Origin of the sequence: Bradyrhizobium sp. 35 (assembly GCF_023073215.1) — a bacterium.
GTDB classification, from domain to species: Bacteria; Pseudomonadota; Alphaproteobacteria; order Rhizobiales; family Xanthobacteraceae; genus Bradyrhizobium; species Bradyrhizobium canariense_D.
On the sequence record NZ_JADPJC010000092.1, the window covers coordinates 61,640 to 87,765 of the forward strand.

General features: G+C 65.0%; 26 protein-coding genes. 20 read left to right on the forward strand and 6 right to left on the reverse strand.

Annotated elements, in window-relative coordinates; genetic code table 11:
• Nucleotides 1–28: 28 nt before the first annotated feature.
• On the reverse strand, nucleotides 29–2,218 hold the full coding sequence (locus IVB36_RS19950; protein WP_018458046.1) for a lytic transglycosylase domain-containing protein: 2,190 nt from the start codon (nucleotides 2,216–2,218) through the stop codon (nucleotides 29–31).
• Nucleotides 2,219–2,542: 324 nt separating this feature from the next.
• On the opposite strand from IVB36_RS19950, the gene IVB36_RS19955 reads away from it, so the two are divergent.
• The 5 genes from IVB36_RS19955 to IVB36_RS19975 all read left to right on the forward strand — a co-directional run bounded on the left by IVB36_RS19955 (nucleotide 2,543) and on the right by IVB36_RS19975 (nucleotide 6,028).
• Nucleotides 2,543–4,279, forward strand: a complete 1,737-nt coding sequence (locus IVB36_RS19955) for an adenylate/guanylate cyclase domain-containing protein (RefSeq protein WP_018458045.1) — start codon at nucleotides 2,543–2,545, stop codon at nucleotides 4,277–4,279.
• Nucleotides 4,280–4,384: 105 nt separating this feature from the next.
• Nucleotides 4,385–4,561 (forward strand): hypothetical protein, encoded by a 177-nt coding sequence (locus tag IVB36_RS19960; RefSeq protein WP_018458044.1) that lies wholly within the window; start codon nucleotides 4,385–4,387, stop codon nucleotides 4,559–4,561.
• Nucleotides 4,562–4,710: 149 nt separating this feature from the next.
• Nucleotides 4,711–4,923 (forward strand): hypothetical protein, encoded by a 213-nt coding sequence (locus tag IVB36_RS19965; RefSeq protein WP_018458043.1) that lies wholly within the window; start codon nucleotides 4,711–4,713, stop codon nucleotides 4,921–4,923.
• A 66-nt stretch (nucleotides 4,924–4,989) separates the two neighbouring features.
• Nucleotides 4,990–5,292, forward strand: a complete 303-nt coding sequence (locus tag IVB36_RS19970) for a hypothetical protein (protein WP_247296609.1) — start codon at nucleotides 4,990–4,992, stop codon at nucleotides 5,290–5,292.
• Nucleotides 5,293–5,449: 157 nt separating this feature from the next.
• Nucleotides 5,450–6,028, forward strand: coding sequence for a hypothetical protein (locus IVB36_RS19975; protein WP_204511293.1), 579 nt, complete (start codon nucleotides 5,450–5,452; stop codon nucleotides 6,026–6,028).
• Nucleotides 6,029–6,054: 26 nt separating this feature from the next.
• Here the strand turns inward: IVB36_RS19975 and IVB36_RS19980 are convergent, their stop codons facing one another.
• Together IVB36_RS19980 and IVB36_RS19985 are read right to left on the reverse strand one after the other, a co-directional pair.
• Nucleotides 6,055–6,276 (reverse strand): hypothetical protein, encoded by a 222-nt coding sequence (locus IVB36_RS19980; RefSeq protein WP_018458040.1) that lies wholly within the window; start codon nucleotides 6,274–6,276, stop codon nucleotides 6,055–6,057.
• Nucleotides 6,276–6,542: a hypothetical protein gene (locus IVB36_RS19985; RefSeq protein ID WP_204511292.1), complete on the reverse strand. Its 267-nt coding sequence runs from the start codon at nucleotides 6,540–6,542 to the stop codon at nucleotides 6,276–6,278. The genes IVB36_RS19980 and IVB36_RS19985 overlap by 1 nt, the downstream gene beginning before the upstream one ends.
• 700 nt (nucleotides 6,543–7,242) lie before the next feature.
• Here IVB36_RS19985 and ilvD point away from each other — a divergent pair.
• Nucleotides 7,243–8,967, forward strand: a complete 1,725-nt coding sequence (gene ilvD, locus IVB36_RS19990; protein ID WP_027518135.1) for a dihydroxy-acid dehydratase — start codon at nucleotides 7,243–7,245, stop codon at nucleotides 8,965–8,967.
• A complete protein-coding gene (locus IVB36_RS19995; RefSeq protein WP_007590646.1) occupies nucleotides 8,954–9,775 on the forward strand; it encodes a tetratricopeptide repeat protein in 822 nt (273 codons plus the stop codon). Before ilvD ends, IVB36_RS19995 begins: the two co-directional genes overlap by 14 nt.
• A gap of 15 nt (nucleotides 9,776–9,790) precedes the next feature.
• Here IVB36_RS19995 and xth read toward each other — a convergent pair whose 3' ends face one another.
• Nucleotides 9,791–10,588 carry an exodeoxyribonuclease III gene (gene xth, locus IVB36_RS20000; RefSeq protein ID WP_007610740.1) on the reverse strand — a complete coding sequence of 266 codons (798 nt, stop codon included), beginning with the start codon at nucleotides 10,586–10,588 and terminating at the stop codon, nucleotides 9,791–9,793.
• A 133-nt stretch (nucleotides 10,589–10,721) separates the two neighbouring features.
• On the opposite strand from xth, the gene IVB36_RS20005 reads away from it, so the two are divergent.
• The gene (locus tag IVB36_RS20005) at nucleotides 10,722–13,052 is read left to right on the forward strand and encodes an ATP-binding protein (protein WP_247392811.1); all 2,331 of its coding nucleotides are present in this window, start codon (nucleotides 10,722–10,724) and stop codon (nucleotides 13,050–13,052) included.
• Between the two features lie 9 nt (nucleotides 13,053–13,061).
• Here IVB36_RS20005 and erpA read toward each other — a convergent pair whose 3' ends face one another.
• Complete coding sequence (gene erpA / locus IVB36_RS20010) at nucleotides 13,062–13,391, reverse strand: iron-sulfur cluster insertion protein ErpA (RefSeq protein ID WP_007610737.1); 330 nt, start codon at nucleotides 13,389–13,391, stop codon at nucleotides 13,062–13,064.
• 132 nt (nucleotides 13,392–13,523) lie between these two features.
• Here erpA and IVB36_RS20015 point away from each other — a divergent pair, with 132 nt between their 5' ends.
• From IVB36_RS20015 to surE, 12 genes are all read left to right on the forward strand, one after another.
• Entirely contained in the window at nucleotides 13,524–14,732 is a 1,209-nt protein-coding gene (locus IVB36_RS20015; protein WP_085362127.1) for a deoxyguanosinetriphosphate triphosphohydrolase, read from the forward strand.
• Nucleotides 14,733–14,741: 9 nt separating this feature from the next.
• A complete protein-coding gene (argS, locus tag IVB36_RS20020; RefSeq protein WP_247392812.1) occupies nucleotides 14,742–16,532 on the forward strand; it encodes an arginine--tRNA ligase in 1,791 nt (596 codons plus the stop codon).
• A gap of 139 nt (nucleotides 16,533–16,671) precedes the next feature.
• A complete protein-coding gene (locus tag IVB36_RS20025) occupies nucleotides 16,672–18,246 on the forward strand; it encodes an SPOR domain-containing protein (RefSeq protein WP_247392821.1) in 1,575 nt (524 codons plus the stop codon).
• Nucleotides 18,247–18,291: 45 nt separating this feature from the next.
• A complete protein-coding gene (gene nagZ / locus IVB36_RS20030) occupies nucleotides 18,292–19,320 on the forward strand; it encodes a beta-N-acetylhexosaminidase (protein ID WP_247392813.1) in 1,029 nt (342 codons plus the stop codon).
• Nucleotides 19,317–20,156, forward strand: a complete 840-nt coding sequence (locus IVB36_RS20035) for a ScpA family protein (protein WP_027518127.1) — start codon at nucleotides 19,317–19,319, stop codon at nucleotides 20,154–20,156. The genes nagZ and IVB36_RS20035 overlap by 4 nt, the downstream gene beginning before the upstream one ends.
• A 21-nt stretch (nucleotides 20,157–20,177) precedes the next feature.
• Complete coding sequence (gene scpB / locus IVB36_RS20040) at nucleotides 20,178–20,930, forward strand: SMC-Scp complex subunit ScpB (RefSeq protein WP_018458030.1); 753 nt, start codon at nucleotides 20,178–20,180, stop codon at nucleotides 20,928–20,930.
• 166 nt (nucleotides 20,931–21,096) lie between these two features.
• On the forward strand, nucleotides 21,097–21,333 hold the full coding sequence (locus tag IVB36_RS20045) for a twin-arginine translocase TatA/TatE family subunit (RefSeq protein WP_007610722.1): 237 nt from the start codon (nucleotides 21,097–21,099) through the stop codon (nucleotides 21,331–21,333).
• An 88-nt stretch (nucleotides 21,334–21,421) separates the two neighbouring features.
• Nucleotides 21,422–21,976, forward strand: a complete 555-nt coding sequence (gene tatB, locus IVB36_RS20050; RefSeq protein WP_247392814.1) for a Sec-independent protein translocase protein TatB — start codon at nucleotides 21,422–21,424, stop codon at nucleotides 21,974–21,976.
• Entirely contained in the window at nucleotides 21,973–22,785 is an 813-nt protein-coding gene (gene tatC / locus IVB36_RS20055) for a twin-arginine translocase subunit TatC (RefSeq protein WP_018458028.1), read from the forward strand. The genes tatB and tatC overlap by 4 nt, the downstream gene beginning before the upstream one ends.
• Nucleotides 22,786–22,984: 199 nt before the next feature.
• Nucleotides 22,985–24,316: a serine--tRNA ligase gene (gene serS, locus IVB36_RS20060; RefSeq protein ID WP_247392815.1), complete on the forward strand. Its 1,332-nt coding sequence runs from the start codon at nucleotides 22,985–22,987 to the stop codon at nucleotides 24,314–24,316.
• Nucleotides 24,317–24,410: 94 nt separating this feature from the next.
• Nucleotides 24,411–24,773, forward strand: a complete 363-nt coding sequence (locus IVB36_RS20065; RefSeq protein WP_247392816.1) for a hypothetical protein — start codon at nucleotides 24,411–24,413, stop codon at nucleotides 24,771–24,773.
• 104 nt (nucleotides 24,774–24,877) lie between these two features.
• Complete coding sequence (gene surE, locus IVB36_RS20070) at nucleotides 24,878–25,645, forward strand: 5'/3'-nucleotidase SurE (RefSeq protein WP_085353192.1); 768 nt, start codon at nucleotides 24,878–24,880, stop codon at nucleotides 25,643–25,645.
• Nucleotides 25,646–25,680: 35 nt separating this feature from the next.
• Here surE and IVB36_RS20075 read toward each other — a convergent pair whose 3' ends face one another.
• Nucleotides 25,681–26,052: a response regulator gene (locus IVB36_RS20075; RefSeq protein WP_007590670.1), complete on the reverse strand. Its 372-nt coding sequence runs from the start codon at nucleotides 26,050–26,052 to the stop codon at nucleotides 25,681–25,683.
• Nucleotides 26,053–26,126: the final 74 nt, after the last annotated feature.

The window sequence follows — 26,126 nt, forward strand, 5'->3', positions numbered from 1 at the left end:
CGCCGCGTCCAGCCCCGGCGTCGCGAAGCTAGGGCGCGGCGGCTGCGGCCGATGCCGTCGGCATCGCGCCCCTGTTCGGCGTCGTAACGCGCTGCTCGGACTTCCCCGCGACGACGCTGCTGGCCTCAAACCTCGCACGATAGACCAGCACGTTCTCGATCACGCGCTGGACGTAGTTGCGCGTCTCCGACAGCGGGATGCGCTCGACCCAGTCGACCGGATCGACCTTGGGATCCCTGGGGTCGCCGCGCGCCTGCACCCATTCGCGCACGCGGCCCCGGCCGGCATTGTAGCCGGCGAAGGTCATGATCTGGTTGCCGCGATATTCCGACATGAGCGCACTGAGCTCGGCCGCGCCCATCTGCGTGTTGTAGACGGGATCGGAGACCATCTTGTCCCAGTCATAGGTCAGGCCGAAGCGCTTTGCGGTGTCGCGGCCCGCTTCCGGCGTCACCTGCATCAGCCCGACTGCGTTGGCGGCCGATTTGTCGCGCTGGTCGAACGAGCTTTCGGTGCGCGCCACCGAATAGATCACGCTGGGATCGATCGCGGGCGCCACCTGCTTATGTTCAGGGATGCCGATGGTCGGGAAGGCGTAGTGATCGAGCGCGAGCCCGCGCGCCAGCGCCGACTTGCCGACCTCCAGCATCACGCGCGCATCGTTGCGCCGGCCGGCGAGCTCGCCGAGCGCTTCGAGTGCGGCGACGTCGGTGCTCTCCTTGGCAAAATCCTCGGCGAAGTAAAACACCATGTCGCGCTCACCGACGCCGTAGAGCATGTCGGCGGCGCGCACGCGCTCGTCCGCGGGCGGCGCGTCGACTGCTGCCAGCACGGGCGAGGGCGCACGCAGCTCGATGCGGTCGAGACCGAGCCTGGCGCGGGCGAGCTGGCCGTAATAGGCGGTCGGATAGCGCGCCGCCGCCTGATAGCTCAGGCGCGCATCGGCCGGTGCGTTCATTGCCTCGGCCGCGCGGCCGCGCCAATAATGCGCGCGCGACAGCGCGATCGGATTGGCGGAGCCTTCGTCGATCGCGGCGAAATGCGTCATCGCCGCCTTGGGATCATCGAGATAGCGCAGCGCGATCCAGCCGCACATGAAGTGATAGTCGGCGCGATAGACCTCCATCGCGGGCACGGCTGCCGAGCGCACCAAATCATAGGCGGTTTTGAACTTGCCCTGGTCGAGCAGCTTTCGCGCGAGCAGGCGGCGCTCGCGCCACCAGGCGTCGGTGTCTTGCGCCGCCATCGTATCGGGCGCGGCGGCCAGGATCACCTCGGCCGCGTCGTCGATGCGGTCATTCTGGAGATGCCATTGCGCGCGGCACAGCACATAGCCGAGGTCGCGGCGCGCCTCGGCCGAAATGTCCTCCAGGTAATCCTTGGCCTTGCTGGCCTTGCCGGTGACTGCGGCGCAGGCCTTGACGATCGCGAGCGCATCCTCGCCGAGCCGCTTGGCTGCGCGCCGCGCCCCCGCATAGTCCTTGGCGCCGAGCCGCTTGTCCATGCGGGCGCGATGATCCTCGGCGGTCAGGAGATCGCGGAACGCTTGGTAGGAATCCTCCTCACTGCGCTCGGACAATTCGTCCGTGCGCCAGGCATCGCGCACGAGACGCGCGGCCCTGTCGCTGTCGCCCTCGGTCATCAGCACGCGGGCGAGCGCGAACTTGCCCTTGGCGCTGGTCGGCCGGTCCATCGTGAATTTGTGCACGGTCGCCGCGTTGGCCTTCTCCTGCCACAGCCGCGCCTCGGCGCGGCGGCGGAGCAGCGCGCTGCTCGGCCAGTCCGGATTGGCGGCGAGGAAGGCGGCGTAGCGCTTGAAATTCGCCGTGCTTTCGGAATGGCGCAGCATAAACCAGTCGGCGAGTTTCTGTCCGGCCGGGTCGGCAATGCGGTCGCGCGCCGCGCTGGCGTCCTCGGTCTTGCCCTTCCGCGCGAGATCGATGGCATCCTTCAGCGCGGCGAGATCGCCAGTCAGCGGCGGGGCTGCCGGCTTGTCCGAGGGCGCGTCGTCCTGCTTCTTCGACTTGCGCTTGGCCTCGGCATGCTTGCCGTGCCGCGCCTTGCCGGCGGAGGCGTGGCGCTGCTTGCCGGTTTTCGCCTCATGCGTCTTCTTCGGCGCGGACGATTTGTGACCGCTCTTCGCTGCCAGCTCTGTAGGGATGAAGGCCAAAGCGGCCACGGCAACGACACACGCGAGCGAGCGTAGGCACTGGTTCATTCCGTGGTCCCCCTGCGAAACCAGTACAAACCAAAGTCCGCGACGAGATGCGGCTCGAGAATCAAAACGGCGTCAAAATGGTGACACGACGTCGTTTCGCATCCTGAAGCTGTTCCAACAATGCGGCGAAATACGGATGGAGCCAGGGAACCTGTGCAACGGCGGGGCGAGCGGGTCTCTTAACCTTCATTAACGAATACGGCTCGCGCGACGGTTGCGGCGGTTCAGGACGCCTCCAAGCGGCCAAATTGCGCGTATTCCCGGCGGCAAATCCGTTGTATTGGGTTCCAAAGCCTTTCCCCTTCAGCCCATTGTCCCGCGCCCATGCCGATTTTCAACCAGTCGATCCGGCGCAAGATCGTCGGGATTGCGCTCGGCCTCATCATCCTGATGGTCGTCACCGCGATCCTGTCGATGGTGATGTCCAGCCGCGTCGGCCATCTTCTGGATGAGCTGACCGCGCGGTATATTCCGGCTTACGGCCACCTGGCGCGGTCCAATGTGCGTTCGCTGGAGCGGGCGCTGGCGATGCGGCGCATGGTGATCGCCAAAATGCAAACGCCGCCGGACGAGGAGGGCTTTGCGGCGCGGCTGAAGATCTTCAGGGAAACGGACGCCCAGGTCGAGCAGGAGGCCGAAGCCGCGCGAAAGCTGATCAACGCGATCATCGACGATGAGAGCACACCGTCGGACAACGCGGCACTCGCCCGGATCGAGACGCGCATCGAGAATGCAGTCAAGGAGCTTCGCCGCGAACTCGACGAGGAGGACGCCAAGCTGCTCCGGCTGCTCGATGCCAAGGACTTTGCGGCCACGCGCGACGTGCTCGTCCATGTGGACGCGCTCCGCGATCTCTTCACCCAGCGGATCGATGCGATCCGCGCCGAGATGCTCTCGCAGGTGTTCGTGAGCACCGCGCAGGTGATCCGCCATCAGCGCCAGGCGATCATCGTCTCGGGCATCGTGACCATCCTCGCGGCGATCGTCGGACTTGCCTTTGCGATCATGGTCTCCACCGGGATCACGCGACCGGTCCGGCTCTTGCTGGCCGGCACCCGCGAAGTCGAGGCGGGCCGCTTCGACAAGACCATCAGTGTCTCGACGCAGGACGAGATTGGCGAACTCGCCTCCGCCTTCAATCGCATGGTCGAGCAATTGCGCCAGAACGAGCGCATCCGCGAGACCTTTGGCCGCTACATCGATCCCAAGGTGGTGCAGGGGCTGATTGACCGGCCGGAGGTCGCCGTCGACGGCCAGCGCCGGGTGATGACCATCATGTTCTGCGACATGAGCGGCTTCACCGCGATGAGCGAGGGCATGACCCCGCGCGGCCTGGTCAAGGTGATGAACCACTATTTTACCGTCATGTCCGGTCCGATCAGGAGCAACCGCGGCATCATCGACAAATATATCGGCGACGCCATCATGGCCTATTGGGGCCCTCCCTTCATCGAGGAGGAAGAGCCGGCGCTGCTCGCAGGCCTTGCTGCGATCGAAATGGCCGATCAGGTGCCCGCGCTGCAGAAGCAATTGCCGGATCTGCTCGGCATCCGCGCCATGCCCGGGCTTTGCGATCTGCGGATCGGCATCGCCACCGGCGAGGTCCTGACCGGCAGCATCGGCTCCGAGCTGATGATGAGCTTCACCGTGATGGGCGACGCCGTGAACCTCGCCTCACGACTGGAGGCCGTCAACAAGACCTATGGCACCCGTATCCTGATCTCGCAGGCGACGGCGGACGCGATCGGCTCGCACCTCGGATTGCGCGAGGTCGACCGTCTTGCGGTCGCCGGCCAGAGCGCGCCGCAAACGATCTTCGAGGTGATGGGCCGGGCAGGCGCACTCACGGCCGCGCATGAGAGCCTGCGTTCTCACTACGCCGAAGGCCTCGCCGCCTATCGCGCCCGCCGCTTCGACGAGGCCCGCGCGGGCTTCAACGCGGCACTTGAAGCCGTCCCAGGCGACGGCCCCTCGCGGGCAATGCTTGCTCGTATCACGCGGTTCGAGGCCCATCCGCCGGACGAGGGCTGGGACGGCGCCTGGCGGTTGGAGCAGAAATAGTCGGCCGCGCGGGAAAAATTGATTCTACTCGATAACGATGTTCGCAGTGACCTATTTCCCGGGCTTAGGTTTGGTGTCCTTGAGGCGTTTGATGGGGACACGCCGATGACAGAACTTGAGAACAGGCTCGAACGGTTCGAGACGCTCACCGCCGAATGCGAGCTGATCGCCAGGCTCGCCACCGACAGCACCAAGCGTGAGTTTTATCTGAAGCTCTCGGAGCGGTATCGCCAGCTGGCGGTGGACATGCGGCAGGCCATAGCGAGCCAAGCTGCGGCCTGACGCCGGCAATCCGTTCTTAACACTTGGCGCGCATCCTCAATGCAGATGCGGGGACGCCTCCGGTGATTTCCCGCTGTGGTAATGCCGGGGCTCGCTGCGGTGCAGCGCGCGTCGCGAGATTGTTTTGTCGTGCCTAGCAGGGCGATCCCATGCGCCTTTTTGCGGTCATCATGTTTGGACTCATGACGGCAGCCTGCAACCAGGAGCAGGAGATCACCGGCTCGACCCCGGTCTGCGCGATGCGGAACTACACTTCCTTCAATCCCCGCGACATGACCCAGTGCGTTGCCGCCTGCAAGGCGTGCGACCACGGCAACACGGTCACCTGCAGCACGTCGTGCACGCTCAAGGGCGCCCGCTGAGCGGCTCCGCCTCCTGGTTCGGGGCCGATGGTGTCTCGACGGTGTTTTGGCACCGGAACGATTCACATGGATCAATCATTGAAGGGATGGCAGGACGCGGAGTCCTTTGGAATGGGTATGCTCGATCCCGGTCGGTTCCTGGTGTCATGCTCTCACTGCGCAGCCTGGCCGATGGCCGCCAATGTAAGACGTTCGAGCTGGTCGGCTTCGCCGAACGAGGTCCGCTTCGTTTGCCCGCGCTGCCGCCGCGAGGAGACCGCGATCATCTCCGCCTCCGGCGAGTTGACGCCGATCCGGCGCGTCGACGTCCCGCCGCGCGACGTCACCGCGGCCTGGGCTCAGGCCCAGCGCCCAAGAGGGCGAGCGTAGCCCGCCGTTTAAGGAGAAGAGGGCCGAGCGCAGCCAGCTGAGGGCAAGAGGGCGCGCGTCACCATCCGTCGGGACCTCTGATGAGGCGGTTGGAACTGCCGCGGGAGGTGATCCAAGCAGGTGCAAATGTGCTAGGATCGTCGGCATGAGTTCATCCATGCCCCGTCCAATCCTGCCGCCCCTCGGCGACCGTTTCCGCCTTAACCCGGTCGCGGCGCGCCTTGCGCCGCTGTTCGGCTTCGCGCTGCTGATCGTGTCATGCGCGCTGGCAAGCTTTGCATTCGCCTGTGCCACGCCGTTTGCGGCTTGCGCGGTTGTCGCCGCCGCCATGCTGCCGCTGCGTCCGGCGCTGCTCGTCGTCACCGGCGCCTGGCTGGTGAACCAGGGCATCGGCTTCGGCGCGCTGCACTATCCGATCGACCCCAGCACTATCGCCTGGGGCTTCGTCATCGGCGCTGCTGCGCTGCTATCGACCGCAGCAGCATCGACGGTCCTCCGTAGGCTGCCGCGAGGCCGCACGCCACTGATGCTTGCGATTGCATTCGTTGCCGCCTACGCGGTCTATGAGTTCGCGCTGCTTGCCGCGACGCCGGTCCTGGGCGGCGAGGGCGCCTTCACCGCCGCCATCGTGACCCGGATCGGGCTGACCAGCGCCATCTGGCTCGCCGGCCTCGTCGCCGTCTGTGAGATCGTCCGTCTGGCCGATCCGTTCGGGCGCGCGATGCGGAACGCCTGAGCGCCAACCAAGGCACTGAAGTCCGGTCATGCCGATAACCGGACCTTTGCCCAGCGCTGCAAGGCGACCGCTGTCCAAACCGTCTCGACAAACCCGAACGGCCAGGCGCCCTGGAGAAAGCCATAGACCCCGCTGAACGCGCAGGCTGCCGCGAAGGCCAGCACGAAATGCGGTCCGCGCGGCTCAAGCGCGTAAAACAGCAGCATCGCACTGACCGACAGCACTCCGAAGATTGTGATTGCGTCCATCAGCCGGCCGGAGGCTTCGGCTTCTTGGCGACACCGAGGGTGTGGACGACGGCGGGCCCCATAACCGGCCACAGCGCGGCCGTCGCGGTCAGAACGGTCGCGGCGCACATTGCAGCCAGCACGGACGATCGGATTTTCAAGCCGCGCGTCCGCGATCGACAGACGATCCAGACCCAGGCGCAGACCACGACGGCGATGGACAGTTTCGTCATCAGCCCGTGCGCATGGTCGAGCACCGCGATCAGGCTGCCCACGCTGGCGAGCACGACAGCGGGTACCCTGCGCCCTCTTGGACAAGAGGGTGAAGCGACGAAGCAAAGCTCGGGCGGAATCAGCCGCGAGAACGCGAAGCGTGTCTGCAAGTTGAATCTGCATTGGCGGATGGCGATTGCTGCCCCTTGCTCCGTCATTGCGAGCGCAGCGAAGCGATCCAGAGTCTTTCCGCGGAGGATTCTGGATTGCTTCCGCCTTCGCTAAAGCTTCGGCGGACAAGTCGCTCCGCTCGCAAAGACGATGTGGAGAGAGTGTGCACAACACTTCGATCTGTGGCCTGGACGCAGCGCCCTTGCGGCGCGTCCGGACAGGCGGGGAGATGATGAAGCGCCGACTCACCTTGGCTGCGCCTCGTCGTCGCGCCGAAGTTGCAACGCAGGCACGCACCAGAAACTTGAAGTTGTGGGATTGTCCTCCCGCCGGGGGTATCGCAGTAAGCTCGATCGTGTCCTCACGGCCACGATTGTGCCGTCCGTGCAACACTCGTCACGGATTTAACCATCTTCTCTGTCCGTTCGCATCGACGCCGCTTTTTGGCCACACCCGAACATGAATAAAATCACTCGAATATTTTAGCGGCAGCGGTGATCCTGGAAGACGACGGAAATCCCCAAGGTCGATTCAAAAGGTCGATTCAAATCTTGGCTCTGATTTTTCGGGTCTGAAAGGGTTGGCCGGGGAAACTGGTTTGCGATGGACGCGAAGAGCAACATCAAGCAGAGGCTGCCGAGCCGTCACGTGACGGAAGGTCCTGCGCGCGCGCCCCATCGCTCCTACCTCTACGCCATGGGTCTGACCACCGACCAGATCCACCAGCCCTTCGTCGGCGTCGCCTCGTGCTGGAACGAGGCCGCGCCCTGCAACATCTCCCTGATGCGCCAGGCGCAGGCGGTGAAGAAGGGCGTCGCAGCCGCCGGCGGCACGCCGCGCGAGTTCTGCACCATCACCGTGACCGACGGCATCGCCATGGGGCATGACGGCATGCGCTCCTCGCTGCCGTCGCGCGAATGCATCGCCGATTCCGTCGAATTGACGATCCGCGGCCACGCCTATGACGCTCTCGTTGGCCTGGCCGGCTGCGACAAGTCGCTGCCGGGCATGATGATGGCGATGGTCCGTCTCAACGTGCCCTCGATCTTCATCTATGGCGGCTCGATCCTGCCCGGCAATTTCCGGGGCCAGCAGGTGACCGTGCAGGACATGTTCGAAGCCGTCGGCAAGCACTCGGTCGGCGCAATGTCGGACGAGGACCTCGACGAGATCGAGCGCGTGGCGTGCCCCTCGGCGGGTGCCTGCGGCGCGCAGTTCACCGCCAACACGATGGCGACCGTCTCCGAGGCGATCGGGCTGGCCTTGCCGTACTCGGCCGGTGCTCCGGCACCCTATGAAATTCGCGACGCCTTCTGCATGACCGCGGGCGAGCAGGTCATGGAGCTGATCGCCCAAAACATCCGGCCACGCGACATCGTCACCCTCAAGGCGCTGGAGAATGCCGCCGCCGTGGTCGCCGCGTCCGGTGGCTCGACTAATGCTGCACTGCACCTGCCGGCAATCGCGCATGAGTGCGGCATCAAGTTCGACCTGTTCGACGTCGCCGAAATCTTCAAAAAGACACCGTACGTCGCGGATTTGAAGCCAGGCGGCCGTTATGTCGCCAAAGACATGTTTGAAGTAGGTGGCATACCGCTTCTGATGAAGACGCTGCTCGACAACGGATTTCTCCACGGTGACTGCATGACCGTCACCGGTCGAACGATCGCCGAAAACCTCAAAAGCGTGAAGTGGAATCCGCACCAGGACGTGGTGCACCCGGCAGACAAGCCCATCACCGTCACCGGCGGTGTGGTCGGTCTGAAGGGCAATCTGGCGCCAGAAGGTGCGATCGTGAAAGTCGCGGGAATGTCCAACCTCAGGTTCACCGGTCCGGCCAGGTGCTTCGACCGTGAGGAGGATGCTTTCGAGGCCGTCCAGAAGCGCACCTACCGCGAAGGCGAAGTCATCGTGATCCGCTACGAGGGGCCGAAGGGCGGTCCCGGCATGCGGGAAATGCTCCAGACCACCGCGGCGCTGACCGGCCAGGGCATGGGCGGCAAGATCGCGCTCATCACCGACGGCCGCTTCTCCGGCGCCACCCGCGGCTTCTGTATCGGCCATGTCGGGCCGGAAGCCGCCATCGGCGGCCCGATCGGGTTGCTGGAGGACGGCGATATCATCGAGATCGACGCGGTCGCCGGTACCCTTAACGTAAAATTGAGCGACCAGGAGCTTGCCCAACGCAAGACCAAATGGACCGCTCGCGCGACTAACCACACGACGGGCGCGCTCTGGAAATATGCTCAGCAGGTTGGACCAGCGGTCGGTGGGGCAGTGACCCATCCGGGCGGCGCGCACGAGAAACAGTGCTATGCGGACATCTAGGCGTACCATCGTTGCATTTGTGTTGGGGGCTACTGCGCTGGCCGCGCCGGCGCTCGCCTTTGACGGCGCACCCGTCAGCCAGAAGGATGCGACCATCCCGGTGGTCACGACCTTGCCGGGCGCAGCAGGCAAGGTGCGCAATGTACCGCCAGTCGTACCCCAGGAAACCTCGCTCAGCGCCCTGCAATATGCCGCGGAGGGTGGCCACCCCATCGCGCAGTGGAAGCTTGGCCGCATGTACGCCAATGGCGACGGCGTCGCCCAGGACGATGTGCGTGCGTTCGAGTATTTCACCCGCATCGCCAACGCGCACGCCGAAGACAGCCCGTCCGCGCCGCAGGCGCAGATCGTCGCCAACGCCTTTGTGGCGCTCGGCCGCTATTATCTCAGCGGCATCCCGAATTCGAAGGTCAAGCCGGACCAGGAGCGGGCGCGGGAGATGTTTTCCTATGCCGCGTCCTATTTCGGCAATGCGGATGCACAATACGATCTCGCCCGCCTGTACCTGAAGACGCCGGACGCTTCGCGCGAGGATTTCCGCTACGGCGCGCGCTGGCTTGGGCTCGCCGCGCAGAAGGGCCAGCACGAGGCCCAGGCGCTGCTCGGCCAGATGCTGTTCAACGGCGACCGCCTGCCGCGGCAGGCCGCCCGCGGCCTGATGTGGCTGACGCTGGCGCGCGACAGCGCAGGCAGCGACGAGACCTGGATCAAGGAAAACTACAACCGCGCCTTCGCAAAGGCCTCCGACGACGATCGCGCCATGTGCCTGCAGATGCTGGAGCAATGGGTGCAGGGTCGACGGGAGTGATGGGTTGAGGCGGCCTCACGCCGCCTCAAGATCGAGATCCGCCCACACCGGCACGTGGTCCGACGGCTTCTCCCAGCTGCGCACATAGCTGTCGATGCCGACATTGGCGAGCCGGTCGCTGGCCTGTGGCGACAGCAGAAGATGGTCGATCCGCAGGCCGTGGTTCTTCTGCCAGGCGCCGGCCTGGTAGTCCCAGAAAGTGTAGAGCCCGGGCTCGTCGGTGACGGCCCGAAGCGCATCGGTCAGGCCGAGGCCGAGCAGGGACTGAAAACTCTCCCGCGTCTCGGCCTTGAACAGGGCGTCCTCGGTCCAGGCGGCGGGATTATGGACGTCCCGGGCATGCGGGATGACGTTGAAGTCGCCTGCGAGGATCAGCGGCTCCTCGGTCTTGAGGCGCTCCTTCGAATACTCAAGAAGCCGCGACATCCATTTGAGCTTGTAGGGATATTTCTCGGTGCCGACCGGATTGCCGTTGGGCAGATAGAGGCAGGCGATGCGCAGCACGCCGGACTTGAGCGTCACCACGCCTTCGAGGAAGCGGGCATGGGCGTCCTCGTCGTCGCCGGCCAGCCCCGACTTGGTCTCGTCGAACCGGAGCTTGGAGAGCAGGGCGACACCGTTGAACGTCTTCTGGCCGTGGGTGACCACGTTGTAGCCGAGCGCCTCGATCTCCAGCCGCGGGAAGGCTTCGTCGACGCATTTGATCTCCTGGAGGCAGACGATGTCCGGCTGGCACTCCTTCAGCCAGGTCAGGAGGAGATCGATGCGCTGCCGGACCGAGTTCACGTTCCAGGTGGCTATTCTGATGGGCATCTTGGCGGCTCCGGGCAGGGGCCATGGTTAGAACAAAATGCAAACGCGCCCGTCAAGGACGCTGCGAAATCTCCCACAAAATTAACCCGGCTTAAGTCGGGCCTGGGCCATTGATCGTGGAAAGGTTTTTCGAATGGGACGGCCGAACAAAGCCATGAAGCCAACCGAGCCCCGCGACGGGTTGATCGGCGCGTTCCTGTACTGGCTCGGCGGCTACGAGATCGAGGACGGCCTGACCGCCGGTCTCAGCGACCGCGAGCTGAGCCGCATCCGCGCCAAGCAGATCGACGCGGTGATACGCCTGATCCCCGTGACGATGGCCGTCGCCATGCTCAACGTCGCCGTTGTGCTGATTTTGTTCTGGGGTCGTGGCTGGAACGACTTTCTCGCGATCTGGGGCATGACCCTCGCGACCGCCGCCTCGCTCGCGGTGCGCGCGTGGCGGCGCTCCCACCAAAGCCCGCCTCAGGAAGCCTCACCCCGCGCCGCGCGGCAGATGTTGCGGCAGGCGTTCTTCCTCGCCGCAATCTGGGGCACGCTGCCGGTCGCGCTGTTCAGCCGCATCGAGCCGACCAGTCAGCTCATTCTGGCCTGCCTTATGGTCGGCATGATGTCCGGCGGTGCCTTCACGCTCTCGACCTTCCCGCGTGCGGGCCTTGTCTATCTCGCGACGACGACGATCGCCTGTGCCGGTGCGTTGCTGTTATGCGGCACCGGGCCTTACCTCGTGACCGCCGTGTTCCTGCTGCTGTTCGCGTTCTTCATGGCGCGCAACATCGTCTCGCAAGGCAATCTGTTCCTTGGCAATCTCAAGGCCCAGCTTGAGCTCGAGCGCCAGACCGAGATCATCTCGCTGTTGCTGAAAGATTTTCAGGAGAACGCCAGCGACTGGCTGTGGCAGACCGACGCCGAAGGGCATTTGGTCGACGTGCCCGAGCGCTTCGCCGCGGTCGCACAGCTGCCACTGCCCTTGCTGAAGGGCTCGCATTTCGCCGACGTGCTCGACATGCTGTGCCCCGAAGACAAGAGCGCGGCCTACAATGTCGTCGGCCTGATGGAGCACGCCGAACCGCTGCACGAGATGAATCTCAAGGTCGTCGCCGGCGGCGAGGCGCGGCTGTGGTCGCTCACCGCGAAGCCGGCCTACGACCGCGACGGTCAATTCCTCGGCTATCGCGGCTTCGGCCGCGACGTGACCGAGCGCTGGCGCGCGGAAAAGGCCGAGGCCGAGAGCCGCGCCAAATCGGATTTCCTCGCGGTGATGAGCCACGAGATCCGCACGCCGATGAACGGCGTGCTCGGGCTTGCCAGCATGCTTCTGGAGACAAAACTCGATCCGGAGCAGCACGAGGCCGTCACCACGATCCGCGAGTCCGGCGACAATCTCCAGCGCATCCTCAACGACATCCTGGACCTCTCCAAGCTCGAGGCTGGACGCTTCGCGTTCGAGGTGATCGACTTCGCGCCGCAGGCGCTGGTAGAGACATTGGCGACCGTCGTGCGCGCGAGTGCCAAGAGCAAGGGGCTCGCGGTCAAGGTCAAGCTCGATCCGAACCTGCCGCCGACGCTGCGCGGCGATGTCGCGCGTATCCGCCAGGTCCTGCTCAACCTCGCATCCAACGCGGTGAAGTTCACCGACCAAGGCGAAGTCACGATCGCAGCCGTCTGTCAGGCCCGCCGCGATCTGCTCGCCACCGTCGAATGGAGCGTGACCGACAGCGGTATCGGCATCGCCCCCGAGAAGCTTGGCCAGCTCTTCTCCGACTTCGCGCAGGCCGACGCCTCGATCAGCCGCCGCTTCGGCGGCACCGGGCTTGGGCTTGCGATCTCCCGGCGCATCATCGAACAGATGGGCGGCACCATCGGCGTCACCTCGACGCCGGGCGAGGGCTCGACATTCAGCTTCACGCTGGTGCTGCCCTGGAGCCAGGAGCAGGCATCCGACTACATTGCCGACCGCGACGAAGCCGACTACCTCAAGGCGCGTATCGCGAGTCTCGACCGACCGCTGAGGGTGCTGGTCGCCGAGGACGACGCCGTCAACCGCATGGTCGTGAGCAAGATGTTAGGGGCCTTCGACGTCGAGCTGCGCGTCGTCACCGACGGCGTCGAGGCCGTCGCGGCGGCCTCGGAGGAAGACTACGATCTCGTGCTGATGGACGTGCGGATGCCCGACATGGACGGCCTTGCCGCAACCCGGGCGATCCGTGCGCAAGGTGGCCGATTCGAATCCTTGCCGATCATCGCGCTCACCGCCAATGCCTTCCCCGAGGACGTCAAGATCTGCCGCGAGGCCGGCATGTCGGACTTCCTGGCCAAGCCGCTACGCAAACCCGCGCTGCTGGCGGCGCTGCTGCGCGCGCTCGATGGACATGTGATGGCGGGAGACGCACCACTTCAGCCGGAGCTCATGTCGGTCGACGTGGAGTGGACGGACGAGGAAAGGCAGATGACCGGCGCCTAGCCGGCGACGTCAGATCGAGAAGCTGGTCCCGCAGCCGCAGGACGCCGTGGCGTTCGGATTGTTGACGCGGAACGAGGCGCCGATCAGATCGTCGACGAAATCGACCTGCGACCCCGCCAGGAACGGCTGCGAGGCGGAATCGACCAGCACCACCGCATTGTCCTGCTCGATCACGAGATCGTCGTCAGTGCGGGCACGGTCAATGTCGAACTTGTACTGGAAACCGGAACAGCCTCCGCCCTCGACCGAGATCCGCAGCATCGCGCCAGACCCTTCGCCCTTGAGGATCTCCCCAATCCGGCGTGCGGCCTTGTCACTGATGGTCACGTCAGTCGTCATCGTTCGTCTCCGATAGGCCCGCTCACACCAAGGTCACCTGAAGGTCACGTGCCCTATTCAGTTGGTATCCCGCGTCCGGCATAGTTAAGTGCCACCATACGCAGAATCAAATGGATAGAGACTAAATTCGCCGTGTCCGTCGGAATGGCTGCCCCCCACGCGCCCTATGCCTGCGATCCCGAGCGCAGTCGCGGCCGATTGGTCGCGGAACCGCCAAGCCGGACCCGCAGCCCGTTTCGACGGGATTGCGACCGGGTGATCCATTCCACCGCGTTCCGCCGGCTGAAATACAAGACCCAGGTGTTCGTGTTCCACGAGGGCGACCACTACCGCACCCGGCTGACCCATTCGCTGGAGGTGGCGCAGATCGCCCGCGCGCTGGCCCGGCAGCTCGGGCTGGACGAGGACCTCACGGAAACCCTGGCGCTCGCCCACGATCTCGGCCATCCGCCGTTCGGGCACGCCGGCGAGCGGGCGCTGGACGCCTGCCTGAAGGATTTTGGCGGCTTCGATCACAACGCCCAGACGCTCCGCGTCGTTGCGGCCCTGGAACAGCGCTATCCCGAATTCGACGGGCTCAACCTGACCTGGGAAGCGCTGGAGGGCATCGTCAAGCACAACGGCCCGCTGACCGATCGCAGCGGTGCGCCGGCCGGGCGTTATCGCGAGCGCGGCGTTCCCGTCGGCATCGCCGACTACATCAAGATCTATGATCTCGAATTGTGGAGTTTCGCCTCGCTGGAGGCACAGGTCGCCGCGATCGCGGACGACATCGCCTATGATGCCCACGATATCGACGACGGTCTGCGCGCCGGCCTGTTTCACCTCGACGACCTCAAGGTGATGCCGCTGACCGCGGAGATCATCGCCGAGACTTCTGCGCATTACCCCGATCTCGAAGACGTCAGGCGCGGCGCCGAGCTGGTGCGCGAGCTGATCTCACACTTGATCGGTGCCGTGTTCGCCGAGGCCCAGATAAACCTTACCGCCGTGAAACCGCAATCCGCACAGGACGTGCGCCAGCAGAGCCGGGCATTGATCGCATTCCCCGCCGCGGTCGCCGAGGAGGAGGCCGCCATCAAGCGCTTTCTCTATCAGCACATGTACCGCCACAAGCGGGTCATGCGGGTGATGGGCGAGGCGGAACAGATCCTGTTCGACCTGTTCGCAAAATACCTCACCTCGCCCGGCGAGCTGCCGCCGGAATGGCTGGTCGGGGCGGAGGCGGACAACGAGGGCGACCGGGCCCGCCGGATCGGGAATTTCATTGCCGGAATGACCGACCGTTTCGCCCTGACCGAGCACCAGCGGCTCTTTGACTCGACCCCGGATTTGCGTTAGGCGGCGCCCATGCCCGACACATCCTCAGCACTGCACCTGTTCGCCGACGTGCTCGCACGCGTGCACGCGGTCTGCCGCGCGCTCGCGGCGGAAGCCAACTGGCCCGAGGGCATCGATTTCTCGCGCGTGGTGGTCGAGCCGCCGCGCGATGCTTCCCATGGCGACATGGCGACCAACGCAGCCATGGTGCTTGCGAAAGAGGCAAAGGCAAAGCCGCGCGACCTCGCCGAGCAGATCGCCGAACGGCTGCGCGCGGACCCGTTGATCGCCAAGGTCGACGTCGCAGGTCCAGGCTTCATCAACCTGACGCTGGAGCCGGCCGCATGGGCCGAGGCGCTACGGACCGTGCTGCGCGAGGGCGCCGATTACGGCCGCGTCCGCGGCGGCTCCAAGGTCAACGTCGAATATGTCTCCGCCAACCCCACCGGACCGATGCATGTCGGCCATTGCCGCGGCGCCGTGTTCGGCGATGCGCTGGCGAGCCTGCTTGAATTCGCAGGCCGTGACGTCACGCGCGAATATTACATCAACGACGCCGGCGCGCAGGTCGACGTGCTCGCCCGCTCCGCGTTCCTCCGGTATCGCGAGGCGCTCGGCGAAGACATCGGCGCGATGCCGGAAGGCCTTTATCCCGGCGACTATCTGAAGCCGGTCGGGCAGGCGCTGGCGCAGGAGCACGGCGACAAGCTCCTCGCCGTGAGCGAGGGCGCGTGGCTACCGACGGTGCGCGCCAAGGCGATCGCGATGATGATGGACGAGATCAAGGATGATCTCGCCGCGCTCAACATCCGCCACGACGTGTTCTTCTCCGAGCGCTCGCTACAGAACGCCGGCAACAACAAGGTCGCCGAGACCATCGATTTCCTGCGCGCCAAGGGCGACGTCTACCAGGGCCGTCTGCCGCCCCCAAAGGGGGCTCCGACCGAGGATTGGGAAGATCGCGAGCAGTTGCTGTTCAAGGCGACCGCCTATGGCGACGACGTCGATCGCCCGCTGATCAAGTCGGATAATTCCTACACCTACTTCGCCGCCGACATCGCCTACCACAAGAACAAGTTCGATCGTGGTTTCGCGGAGATGATCGACGTCTGGGGCGCCGACCATGGCGGCTACATCAAGCGCATGCAGGCGGCGGTGAAGGCGACCACCTCCGGCAAGGGGGCGCTCGACGTCAAGATCGTCCAGCTGGTGAAGTTGCTGCGCAACGGCGAGCCGGTGAAAATGTCCAAGCGGAGCGGGGACTTCGTCACCTTGCGTGAGGTGGTGGATGAAGTCGGCCAGGACGCCGTCCGCTTCATGATGCTCTACCGCAAGAACGACGCGGTGCTCGACTTCGACCTCGCCAAGGTCATGGAACAGTCGCGTGACAACCCGGTGTTCTACGTGCAGTACGGCCACGCCCGCGGCCACTCGATCTTCCGCAACGCCCGGGCCGAGGTGTTCCCGGAACTCCCGGAGGAAACGGAAAAGCGCATCGCCTGGCTGGGTGAGTCGGCGGTGGAACGGCTGTCGAACCCGGCTGAACTCGACCTTCTTAAGCGGCTCGCAATATTTCCGCGCATGCTGGAAGCGGCCGCAACCGCCCACGAGCCGCACCGAATTGCCTTCTATCTCTATGATTTAGCCAGCGAATTTCATGCACTTTGGACGAAGGGGCGCGATTTGCCCTATTTACGCTTCATTATCAATAATGATGCAGATCTAACGAAGGCGCGGCTGGCCATGGTCCAGGGCGTCGTCTCTGTCCTGGCATCGGGCCTCGCCATCCTCGGCGTCCATGCTCCGGACGAGATGCGGTAGTTTGGGGCGAACTACTTAAGGGATTTCGGGGGTAACCGGCAGAAGCCGGATCGCTTAGACTTGGTTGAAAGCCTTGTGGGTCGAAAGCCGCGCCTTGGTCGAGGGGCGCGCGGCTTTCCCGAAGGGACGCATCATCACGATGGCCGAACGATATCAGGACAGACCGTTTCCTTCCGATGACTATCGCGGTGGCGATCAGCATGGGAGGGCGGAGAACGGTGATCCCTTGGCCGAACTTGCTCGCCTGATCGGGCAAACCGATCCGTTCGCAGCGCAAGGGCGGCCGGGCGTGCACCCGCCTGCAGCACCTGCGCCTGCCCAGAGCTATCAGGACGATGACTATCGCCAGGACGATGGCCAGCAGGACTATGCCGAGCAGGCCCCGCCGCCGCCCGGGCCACCCTCATGGATGCGGCGCGCCAATGTGCAGCCGCAGACGGTGCCAGCTGAGCCTGCCTATCCCGCTTCCGTAAACCCGGTTCATCCACTGCATCGTTATTCAGCCCAGCCGACTGCGCCCGAGCCTGAACCTGATTATCGTCAGCCGCAGGCCTATCCGGATCAGGCCTATCAAGCTCGCACCCATCAGGGGCAGGCCTATCAGGATCAGGCATATCAGCAGCCCGATCAGGCTTACCAGGAGCAAGCCCACCAGCAGCCCGATCCGGCGCGCTACGACGAGGCGCTCTACGGACGGCTGGAGGCGGGCGAGCAGGACTATCAGCGCGATCCCGCCTATCCCGACGATCCTTACGCGTTCCAGAGCGACTATCCCGAGGCCGATCTCGACGAGCCGAAGAAGCAGCGCGGCGGCATGATGACCGTCGCGGCGATCCTGGCCCTTGCCGTGGTCGGGACCGGCGCTGCGTTCGCTTACAAGACCTATGTGGGCTCGCCCCGCAGCGGCGAGCCGCCGATCATCAAGGCCGACAACACGCCGACCAAAATCGTGCCGGCGCCGTCGGACTCCTCAGCCAAGGTACCGGACCGCATGGTCACCGGAGATGGCGCCGAGAAGATAGTGCCGCGCGAGGAGGCGCCTGTCGACGTCAACGCCAAGGCGGGAGGTCCCCGCGTGGTGTTCCCGGCGCTGAACCAGAACGCGAACCCGCCGCCAGTCGCGAGCGTGTCGCCGTCCAGCATTCCGCTGTCGAGTGCGGGCCCGAATCCGAGTAACGGCACGCTGCCGAACAATTCGCCGCGCGCGATCAGGACCGTGGCCGTGAAGGGCGATCAGACCGACGCCACCGCGTCGCAAGCGGCCACGGCCGCGAAGCCGACAGCTCTCCCGAAGCCCGTTGCGGCACCAGCTGCACCACGCACGCCGCCGACCTCGGCCAATGCCAGTGCCAATCAGCCGCTCTCGCTGGCGCCGCAATCGGCGCCGGCCGCGGAGCCACCGCAGCGGATGGCTGCGACCAATCCGACGCAAATTGCGCCCGCGAGCAGCGGTGGCGGCGGCTACGTCGTGCAGGTCTCCTCGCAGCAGACCGAGGATAGCGCCCACGCCTCCTACCGGGTGCTTCAGAGCAAGTACGGCAGCGTGCTTGGCTCCCGCGCACCCGTGGTCAAGCGGGTCGACCTGACCGACAAGGGCAAGGGAATCGTCTACCGCGCCTTCGCTGGGCCGTACGGATCGCTCGAAGAGGCGAACCAGGCCTGCAACAGTTTGAAATCCGCTGGCCTGTCTGCCTGCTTCGTCCAGAGGAATTAACGGCCGTTTCCTTGACCCTCTCGCGGGTCAGGGTTAATCGGCCGTATGAGCACGCGGGCCTTCATTACCGGCGTTTCCGGAACGGAACTAACCGCCGCCGAGCGGAAGTTTATCCGCAGCGAACGCCCGTGGGGCTTCATCCTCTTCAAGCGCAATGTCGAGACGCCGGCTCAAGTTGCTGCACTCGTTGCGGAATTGCGGGCGGTTGCGGGTTTCGGTGATGCCCCTGTCCTGATCGATCAGGAGGGTGGGCGGGTGCAGCGCCTGGCGCCGCCGCATTGGCCGGTCTATCCGCCGGGCGCTATTTTCGCAGGCCTCTACGATACTGATTCGGCGCTCGGGCTGACCGCGGCGCGCCTCAGCGCCCGGCTGATCGCGTGCGATCTCGCAGATCTCGGCATTACCGTGGATTGCTTGCCGCTGGCCGACGTGCCGGTGGCTGGCGCCAACGCCGTCATCGGGAACAGGGCTTACGGCACCGAACCGGGAAAGGTCGCCGCGATCGCCCGCGCGGTCACCGAGGGCCTGGAACAGGGTGGCGTGTTGCCGGTGCTCAAGCACATCCCCGGCCATGGCCGAGCTACGGCCGATACCCATTTCAATCTGCCGACGGTCGACACGTCGCGCGACGAACTGGATCGCACCGACTTCGCGGCATTCAAGCCTTTGGCGCATTTTCCGATGGCCATGACTGCACATGTTGTGTTTAGCGCGGTCGACCCCGCCCATCCGGCGACGACATCTGCGACAATGATCGCTGAGGTGATTCGCGGCGCAATCGGGTTCCAGGGTTTGTTAATGAGTGATGACGTGTCGATGAACGCGCTGTCGGGCAACATCGCCGAACGGACCCGCGCCATTTTTGCGGCCGGCTGCGACATGGCCCTGCATTGCAACGGCAACATCGAGGAAATGCGTGAGGTCGCCGGCCAGACACCCGAACTGGCGGGCAGGGCGCTGGAGCGGGCGAACGCCGCGCTCGCTGCGCGTAAAGGACCGCAACCGTTCGATCGCGCGGCCGCGCGCGCCGAACTGGAGGCATTGATCGCACGGGCAAACACGGCATCGGCATGACCGCAGAAATCCTATCGTTTGAAACCGGGCGGCCCGCAGAGCTCGCCGAGGGTGAGCCGGCGTTGGTGGTGGACGTCGAGGGTTATGAAGGTCCGCTCGACCTGCTGCTCGCACTGGCGCGGCAGCAGAAGGTAGATCTCGCCAAGATCTCGATCCTGGCGCTCGCCGACCAGTATCTCCACTTCATCGAAGCCGCGCGAAAGATCCGCCTCGAGCTCGCCGCCGACTATCTCGTGATGGCGGCATGGCTCGCCTTCTTGAAATCGCGTCTGCTGCTGCCGGAGCCGCCGAGTGCGGAAGGCCCGAGCGCCGAGCAGATGGCAACGGCGCTCGCCAATCGGCTGCGCCGGCTGGAGGCCATTCGTGAAGCCGCCAACCGGCTGATGAACCGGCAGCAATTGCTGCGCGACATTTTCCCGCGCGGCGAGCCCGAGCAGATCGCCGAGATCAGGCATCCGAAATATACCGCGACGCTCTATGACCTGCTCACCGCCTATGCCGCGCAGCGCCAGTCGCGCGTGCTGGCGAGCGTGCATCTGGCCAAGCGCACGGTGTGGTCGCTCGCCGAGGCGCGCGCCACGCTGGAGCGGCTGGTCGGCAGCATCAGCGAGCAAGACGATTGGGGCGTTCTCGACGATTTTCTGCTTCAGCATGTCGCCGATCCGACGCAGCGCGCGACGGTGCTCGCCTCGAGTTTCGCGGCTGCGCTCGAGCTGGTGCGCGAAGGTCAGCTCGAGCTGAATCAGAAAGAGGCGTTTGCGCCCATCTATTTCCGGAAGGGGCGCCCCAAGCCGGTCATGGACGCAGCTCCTGCGCCCGATGCGCCGGTCGCTTAAGTGCAACAAGGAGAATCTGCCATGGCAAGCCTGGCTGAAGTGCGGGTAGAAGAGGCCGAGCCGATGGAGAACGAGTCCCAGGCACGTCCCGAAGAATTGCGGCTGCTGGAAGCGCTGCTGTTCGCTTCGAATGAACCGCTGGACACCGCGACGCTGGCCAAGCGCATGCCCGAGGGCGTCGACGTGAAGGCCGCGCTCGAGCAGTTGCAGGCCGACTACTCCCTGCGCGGCGTGAATCTCGTGCGGGTCGCCAACAAATGGACCTTCCGTACCGCGGGCGATCTCGCCTGGCTGATGACCCGCGAGAGCACCGAGACCCGCCGCCTGTCGCGCGCCGCGATCGAAGTGCTGGCGATCATCGCCTATCACCAGCCGGTGACGCGCGCCGAGATCGAGGAGATCCGCGGCGTCGTCACCTCGAAGGGCACGCTGGACGTGCTGCTGGAAACCGGCTGGATCAAGCCGCGCGGTCGTCGCAAGACGCCGGGCCGTCCCTTGACCTTCGGAACCACCGAGGACTTCCTGTCGCAGTTTACTCTGGAACAGCTCGGCGATTTGCCGGGCCTGGAGGAGCTGAAGGGCACGGGCCTGCTGGATTCGCGCCTGCCGACCGGATTCAGCGTGCCGACGCCGTCGGATGACCCGACTTTGCGGGAAGACGAGGATCCGCTGGAGCCGGGCGAGGACCTTGATCTGGCGCTGGCGCCCGCGGTCGAGCCTGAGACGCCGCCGGAAGGCGGCCATGAGGGGGGCGGGGGTGGCAGCGAGGACTGAAGTCCCGGCCTTTTACCGGCCGCCTGCGACCAGTTAACACTAGCAAAATTACGTAGCGCCAACAGCGAATTGGCGCTGCCTTGGTCCTTGTTTTTGACACCTGCCAAGCCTAGGTTTCGGTGAAGATCGGCCGGTCCCCGGCCATGCGCGTTTGGAGGGTTGCAGGATGGGTTCACTCAGCATTTGGCACTGGGTCCTGGTGATCGCAGTGGTCCTGCTGCTGTTCGGTCGCGGCAAGATCTCGGATCTGATGGGCGACGTGGCGCAGGGCATCAAGGCGTTCAAGAAGGGCATGCAGGACGACGACAAGGTCGCCGACAAGCCCGAGCCGGCCAAGTCCATCGAGCACAACAATGCCGCGCCGACCGCGGCACGGTCGGACGTCGGCAGCAAGGCCGTCTGAGCCAGAGAGCACGCGAGACGCGGGTAGCGGACCCGATCCTGCGCGCGAGGGATTGGGCCGGCTGCGGCTGGCGTGAACGGAAGACCTCATGTTCGACATCGGGTGGAGTGAACTGGTCCTGATCGGGGTCGTGGCCCTGATCGCCATCGGCCCGAAAGAGCTGCCGGGCGTGCTGCGCATGGTCGGGCAGTGGATGGGCAAGGCGCGCAAGATGGCCGCCGAATTCCAGGGCCAATTCCAGGAAGCGATGCGCGAGGCCGAAATGGCCGACCTCAAGAAGAGCTTCGACGAGGTCAAGGAAGCGGCTTCCGGCTTCGCCGGCAACAATTTGATGACCTCGCTCCAGAAAGACGTCAGCGACGCGCTCCGCGTCGATGCGCTGGACAAGCCCGCCGAGACCTCGATCTCCACCGCTGTCGAACCGTCGGCGACTTCAAGCGAAGTGCTGACGACGCCCACCACGCCGGAAGCGCCGACGCCGGAGACCTTCGTGGAAGCCGAGGCACATGCGGCCGTGAACGAGCCGCTCGCCATCACCCGTGAGGTCGAGCAGGCGCAGGTCGCTCAAGGTTCGGTCACGCAAGATTCGGTCACCCAGGACACTGCGCCGGCCGAGGCGATTAAGGGCGCCAAAGCGTCATGAGCGCCGCCGATATCGAGGCCAGCAAAGCTCCCCTGATGGACCATTTGATCGAGCTGCGTTCGCGGCTGATCAAAGCGCTGCTCGGCTTCGGCATTGCCTTCATCTTCTGCTTCTTCTTCGCCAAGCAGATCTACAACGTGCTGGTCTGGCCGTTCGTGTGGATCGCGGGTCCCGAGAACTCGAAATTCATCTACACCGCGCTGCTGGAATATTTCATCACCCAGCTCAAGCTCGCGCTGTTCGGCGCCGGCTTCATCTCGTTCCCGATCGTCGCGACACAAATCTATAAGTTCGTCGCTCCCGGACTCTACAAGCACGAGAAGCAGGCCTTCCTGCCGTATCTGGTCGCGACCCCGTTCTTCTTCGTGCTGGGCGCAGCACTGGTCTATTTCGTCGTGCTGCCCATGCTGGTCCGCTTCTCGCTCGGCATGCAGCAGGCCGGCAGTGACGAGACCGCGCAGATCCAGCTGCTGCCCAAGGTCGGCGAATATCTGTCGCTGATGATGTCGCTGATCTTCGCCTTCGGCATCGCCTTCCAGCTTCCGGTGATCCTGACGCTGCTGGGGCGCATCGGCATCGTCACGTCTAAAATGCTGCGCGAGAAGCGCCGCTATTTCATCGTCGTTGCCTTCGTCATCGCGGCCGTTCTGACCCCGCCCGATGTGCTCAGCCAGTGCTCGCTCGCGATTCCCTTGCTCGCGCTCTACGAGGGCTCGATCATCGCGGTGGGAATTGTGGAGAAGAAGGCTGCAGCTTCGCAAGCCTCTAGCGGCACCGACGTATCGACGCCGGCCAATCCGGCAGAGTAGGGCGCCCCATACTCCGGTGTCATTCCCCGCGAAAGCGGGGAATCCAGTACGCCGCGGCCTATCGGGGAATCAGTGATGTTTCTGGAATACTGGATCGCCCGCTTTCGCGGGCGATGACAGCCGTGCTAGGGGAAGCAGCCATTTGCATAAATGCAAATCCAGGATTTGCAGGGTTGCAACAAGCCCCAGGACCACGGCCATGCACGACATCAAATCGATCCGCGACAACCCGCAAGCCTTCGACGCCGGCCTCGCACGACGCGGCCTGAAGCCGATGTCGGCATCGCTGCTTGCGATCGACGAGACCCGGCGTGCGGCGATCCTGGCTTCCGAGCAGGCGCAGGCGCGGCGCAATGCGGCCTCAAAGGAAATCGGCGATGCCAAGAAGACGAAGGACGAGGCGCGCGCGGCGAAGCTGATGGCGGAGGTCGCCGAGCTCAAGACCACCATGCCGGAGCTCGAGGCGACCGCGAAGGCTGCCGACGCGGAGCTCGCCAAGGAGCTGGCGGCGATCCCCAATCTGCCGCTCGGCGAGGTGCCCGATGGTGTCGACGAGCACGGCAATGTGCAGCGCCATGTCTTCGGCAACAGGCGCAACTACGCGTTCGTGCCAAAACCCCATGACGATCTCGGCGCCGCGCTCGGTGACATGGATTTCGAGACCGCAGCGAAGCTCTCCGGCGCGCGCTTCGTCGTGTTGAAGAAGGGACTGGCGCGGCTCGAACGCGCGCTCGGCCAGTTCATGCTGAATCTACACGTTGACGAGCACGGCTATACCGAGATCAATCCGCCGCTGCTCGTGCGCAACGAGATCATGTTCGGCACCGGACAATTGCCGAAGTTCGAGGACGACCAGTTCTGGGCGATCAAGGGCGAATTGCTCGCCGCGCCCGACCATGAGCGGCTCCGGACCGAGCGTCTCGGGATCATTCCGACCGCGGAGGTGGCGCTCACCAATCTCGTCCGAGAATCCATCCTCGACGAAAAGCAGCTGCCGATGCGGCTGACTGCGCTGACGCCGTGTTTTCGCGCGGAGGCGGGCGCCGCAGGGCGCGACACCCGCGGCATGATCCGGCAGCACCAGTTCACCAAGGTCGAACTGGTCTCGATCACGACGCCGGAGACGAGCAAGGACGAGCACGAGCGCATGCTCGCCTGTGCCGAGGAAGTGCTGCGACGGCTTGAGCTGCATTACCGCGTGATGACGCTGTGCACCGGGGATATGGGTTTCTCGTCGCAAAAAACCTATGACATCGAGGTCTGGATGCCGGGTCAGGGCGACGGCGGGGCATTCCGCGAGATCTCAAGCTGCTCGGTTTGCGGCGATTTCCAGGCCCGCCGGATGGACGCGCGCTCGCGCGGCCCCGATGGCAAGCCGCGGTTCGTGCACACGCTCAACGGCTCCGGCACAGCGCTAGGCCGCGCGTTGATCGCCGTGATGGAGACCTATCAGCAAGAGGACGGCTCGATTGCGGTCCCCAGCGTGCTCCAGCCCTATATGGGCGGGCTGAAGGTGGTCGCACGCGACTAGGCGTGCCGCCAATCTGAAACGGAGAAACGTTTGGTTGCGAAGATCGGGCGGCCGGTTATCCTGCCGGCCACCCGACAACGCGAACCGATCGTTCATGGCCTTGCACCGCGATATCTTCTGGGTCGGCAGACAATGGGCGGTGACGGGTGCCGGTATCCAGGCCGTCGATCAGCGGCTGCGTGGCGTGCTCGACATCGCGATCACGCGGCTCTGGGACGACGATCTGGTCCAGAGCCGGCGCGCCAAGCCCGGTGTGAATGCCGCGGATTTCGACCAGGCACTGTCGCTGGCACGCGAACGCTTTCCGCAGGCGCCGGTGCCGGACGCGTTCGTCGCACAGCTGGAGGCGCTCGGCGTCATCGAGGCTCCCATCGTGAGCCCGGTCGTGCCGGCGATGAAATTGCACGCGGAGGGCCGGCTGGCGCGCTTCCTGCCGCAATGGCGCGTTCGCCGATAGCCGGCCAAGCCGGCAACCGGGTGCCGCCCCCAGCCGGCCGGTTTGCCTGATCGGCCCCGGCCGGATAAGACGGCTCAGACCCGCTTCAGGAATCGACCTTTCCCATGCGCATTCTCTGCACCAATGACGACGGCATCCACGCCCCCGGCCTCAAGGTCCTGGAGGAGATCGCGCGTGCATTGTCCGATGACGTCTGGGTGGTCGCGCCTGAGCTCGACCAGTCCGGCGTGTCGCATTCGCTGTCGCTGAACGATCCGCTGCGCCTACGCGAGGTCGGACCGCGGCATTTCGCGGTGCGCGGCACGCCGACCGACTGCGTCATCATGGGCGCGCGCCACATCCTCGGCGCCAAGCTGCCCGATGTCGTGCTGTCCGGCGTCAACAAGGGCCGCAACGTCGCCGAGGACGTGGTCTATTCCGGCACCATCGCCGGCGCGCTGGAGGGCACCATCCTGGGGCTGCCGTCCTTCGCCCTGTCGCAGGAGTTCAGCGTGGAGACCCGCGACCGGCCGCTGTGGGACACGGCCCGCAAATTCGGGCCCGACATCCTGCGCAAGGTGATCGCCGCCGGCATCCCGAAGGACACCGTCATCAACGTCAACTTCCCGGCCTGCGCGCCGGAGGATGTGCTGGGCATCCGCGTGACGCGGCAAGGCAAGCGCAATCTCGGCTTCCTTAGGATCGACGAGCGCAGGGACGGCCGTGGCAATCCGTATTTCTGGATCGGCTTCGAGCGCACCGCGATGATGGATACGCCGGCCGACGGCACCGATCTCGCGGCGCTCCGCGAACGCTACGTCTCCGTCACGCCGCTCAGGCTCGACCGGACCAACGAGGCGTTTTCCGAGGCGCTGAGTGCGACGCTGAAGTAAGTCCGACGCTGAAGTAATCCGACCTGGAATGGGGCCTAGCCGCCGCGAAGCGCGGCTTCGATGGTCTTGCCGAGGGCGTCGAGCTGAAATGGCTTCTGAAGCGCCGGCCGATCGCGGTACTGCTCGGGCAGGCCCGAGGAACCGTATCCGGTGGCGAAGATGAACGGGCAGCCCTTCGCCTTGATGACATCGGCGACCGGCGAGATGACCTTGCCGTTGACGTTGACGTCGAGAATGGCGATGTCGAACTCGGTTGCCTGGGCGAGCCGCATGGCTTCGGTGATGTCGCCCGCCTCGGCTGCGATCTTGTAGCCAAGCTCTTCGAGCATGTCCGCGACCATCATCCTGATCATCACCTCGTCTTCGACGAGGAATACAGAGCGGCCAGTAAGCCCCGTCGCGGTCATGGTCGAGTCCTTGCCCATTGCCAAAAACGTTCGCAGATAACATGAATCGACGCAATGCGCGTTTCGACGAACGG

What these genes read in the sequence shown, in the direction of transcription:
- IVB36_RS19950 (WP_018458046.1), bottom strand. Translation starts at nt 2,218, where the DNA reads ATGAACCAGTGCCTACGCTCGCTCGCGTGTGTCGTTGCCGTGGCCGCT.
- IVB36_RS19955 (WP_018458045.1), top strand. Translation starts at nt 2,543, where the DNA reads ATGCCGATTTTCAACCAGTCGATCCGGCGCAAGATCGTCGGGATTGCG.
- IVB36_RS19960 (WP_018458044.1), top strand. Translation starts at nt 4,385, where the DNA reads ATGACAGAACTTGAGAACAGGCTCGAACGGTTCGAGACGCTCACCGCC.
- IVB36_RS19965 (WP_018458043.1), top strand. Translation starts at nt 4,711, where the DNA reads ATGCGCCTTTTTGCGGTCATCATGTTTGGACTCATGACGGCAGCCTGC.
- IVB36_RS19970 (WP_247296609.1), top strand. Translation starts at nt 4,990, where the DNA reads ATGGATCAATCATTGAAGGGATGGCAGGACGCGGAGTCCTTTGGAATG.
- IVB36_RS19975 (WP_204511293.1), top strand. Translation starts at nt 5,450, where the DNA reads ATGCCCCGTCCAATCCTGCCGCCCCTCGGCGACCGTTTCCGCCTTAAC.
- IVB36_RS19980 (WP_018458040.1), bottom strand. Translation starts at nt 6,276, where the DNA reads ATGGACGCAATCACAATCTTCGGAGTGCTGTCGGTCAGTGCGATGCTG.
- ilvD (WP_027518135.1), top strand. Translation starts at nt 7,243, where the DNA reads ATGGACGCGAAGAGCAACATCAAGCAGAGGCTGCCGAGCCGTCACGTG.
- IVB36_RS19995 (WP_007590646.1), top strand. Translation starts at nt 8,954, where the DNA reads ATGCGGACATCTAGGCGTACCATCGTTGCATTTGTGTTGGGGGCTACT.
- xth (WP_007610740.1), bottom strand. Translation starts at nt 10,588, where the DNA reads ATGCCCATCAGAATAGCCACCTGGAACGTGAACTCGGTCCGGCAGCGC.
- IVB36_RS20005 (WP_247392811.1), top strand. Translation starts at nt 10,722, where the DNA reads ATGGGACGGCCGAACAAAGCCATGAAGCCAACCGAGCCCCGCGACGGG.
- erpA (WP_007610737.1), bottom strand. Translation starts at nt 13,391, where the DNA reads ATGACGACTGACGTGACCATCAGTGACAAGGCCGCACGCCGGATTGGG.
- argS (WP_247392812.1), top strand. Translation starts at nt 14,742, where the DNA reads ATGCCCGACACATCCTCAGCACTGCACCTGTTCGCCGACGTGCTCGCA.
- IVB36_RS20025 (WP_247392821.1), top strand. Translation starts at nt 16,672, where the DNA reads ATGGCCGAACGATATCAGGACAGACCGTTTCCTTCCGATGACTATCGC.
- nagZ (WP_247392813.1), top strand. Translation starts at nt 18,292, where the DNA reads ATGAGCACGCGGGCCTTCATTACCGGCGTTTCCGGAACGGAACTAACC.
- IVB36_RS20035 (WP_027518127.1), top strand. Translation starts at nt 19,317, where the DNA reads ATGACCGCAGAAATCCTATCGTTTGAAACCGGGCGGCCCGCAGAGCTC.
- scpB (WP_018458030.1), top strand. Translation starts at nt 20,178, where the DNA reads ATGGCAAGCCTGGCTGAAGTGCGGGTAGAAGAGGCCGAGCCGATGGAG.
- IVB36_RS20045 (WP_007610722.1), top strand. Translation starts at nt 21,097, where the DNA reads ATGGGTTCACTCAGCATTTGGCACTGGGTCCTGGTGATCGCAGTGGTC.
- tatB (WP_247392814.1), top strand. Translation starts at nt 21,422, where the DNA reads ATGTTCGACATCGGGTGGAGTGAACTGGTCCTGATCGGGGTCGTGGCC.
- tatC (WP_018458028.1), top strand. Translation starts at nt 21,973, where the DNA reads ATGAGCGCCGCCGATATCGAGGCCAGCAAAGCTCCCCTGATGGACCAT.
- serS (WP_247392815.1), top strand. Translation starts at nt 22,985, where the DNA reads ATGCACGACATCAAATCGATCCGCGACAACCCGCAAGCCTTCGACGCC.
- IVB36_RS20065 (WP_247392816.1), top strand. Translation starts at nt 24,411, where the DNA reads ATGGCCTTGCACCGCGATATCTTCTGGGTCGGCAGACAATGGGCGGTG.
- surE (WP_085353192.1), top strand. Translation starts at nt 24,878, where the DNA reads ATGCGCATTCTCTGCACCAATGACGACGGCATCCACGCCCCCGGCCTC.
- IVB36_RS20075 (WP_007590670.1), bottom strand. Translation starts at nt 26,052, where the DNA reads ATGACCGCGACGGGGCTTACTGGCCGCTCTGTATTCCTCGTCGAAGAC.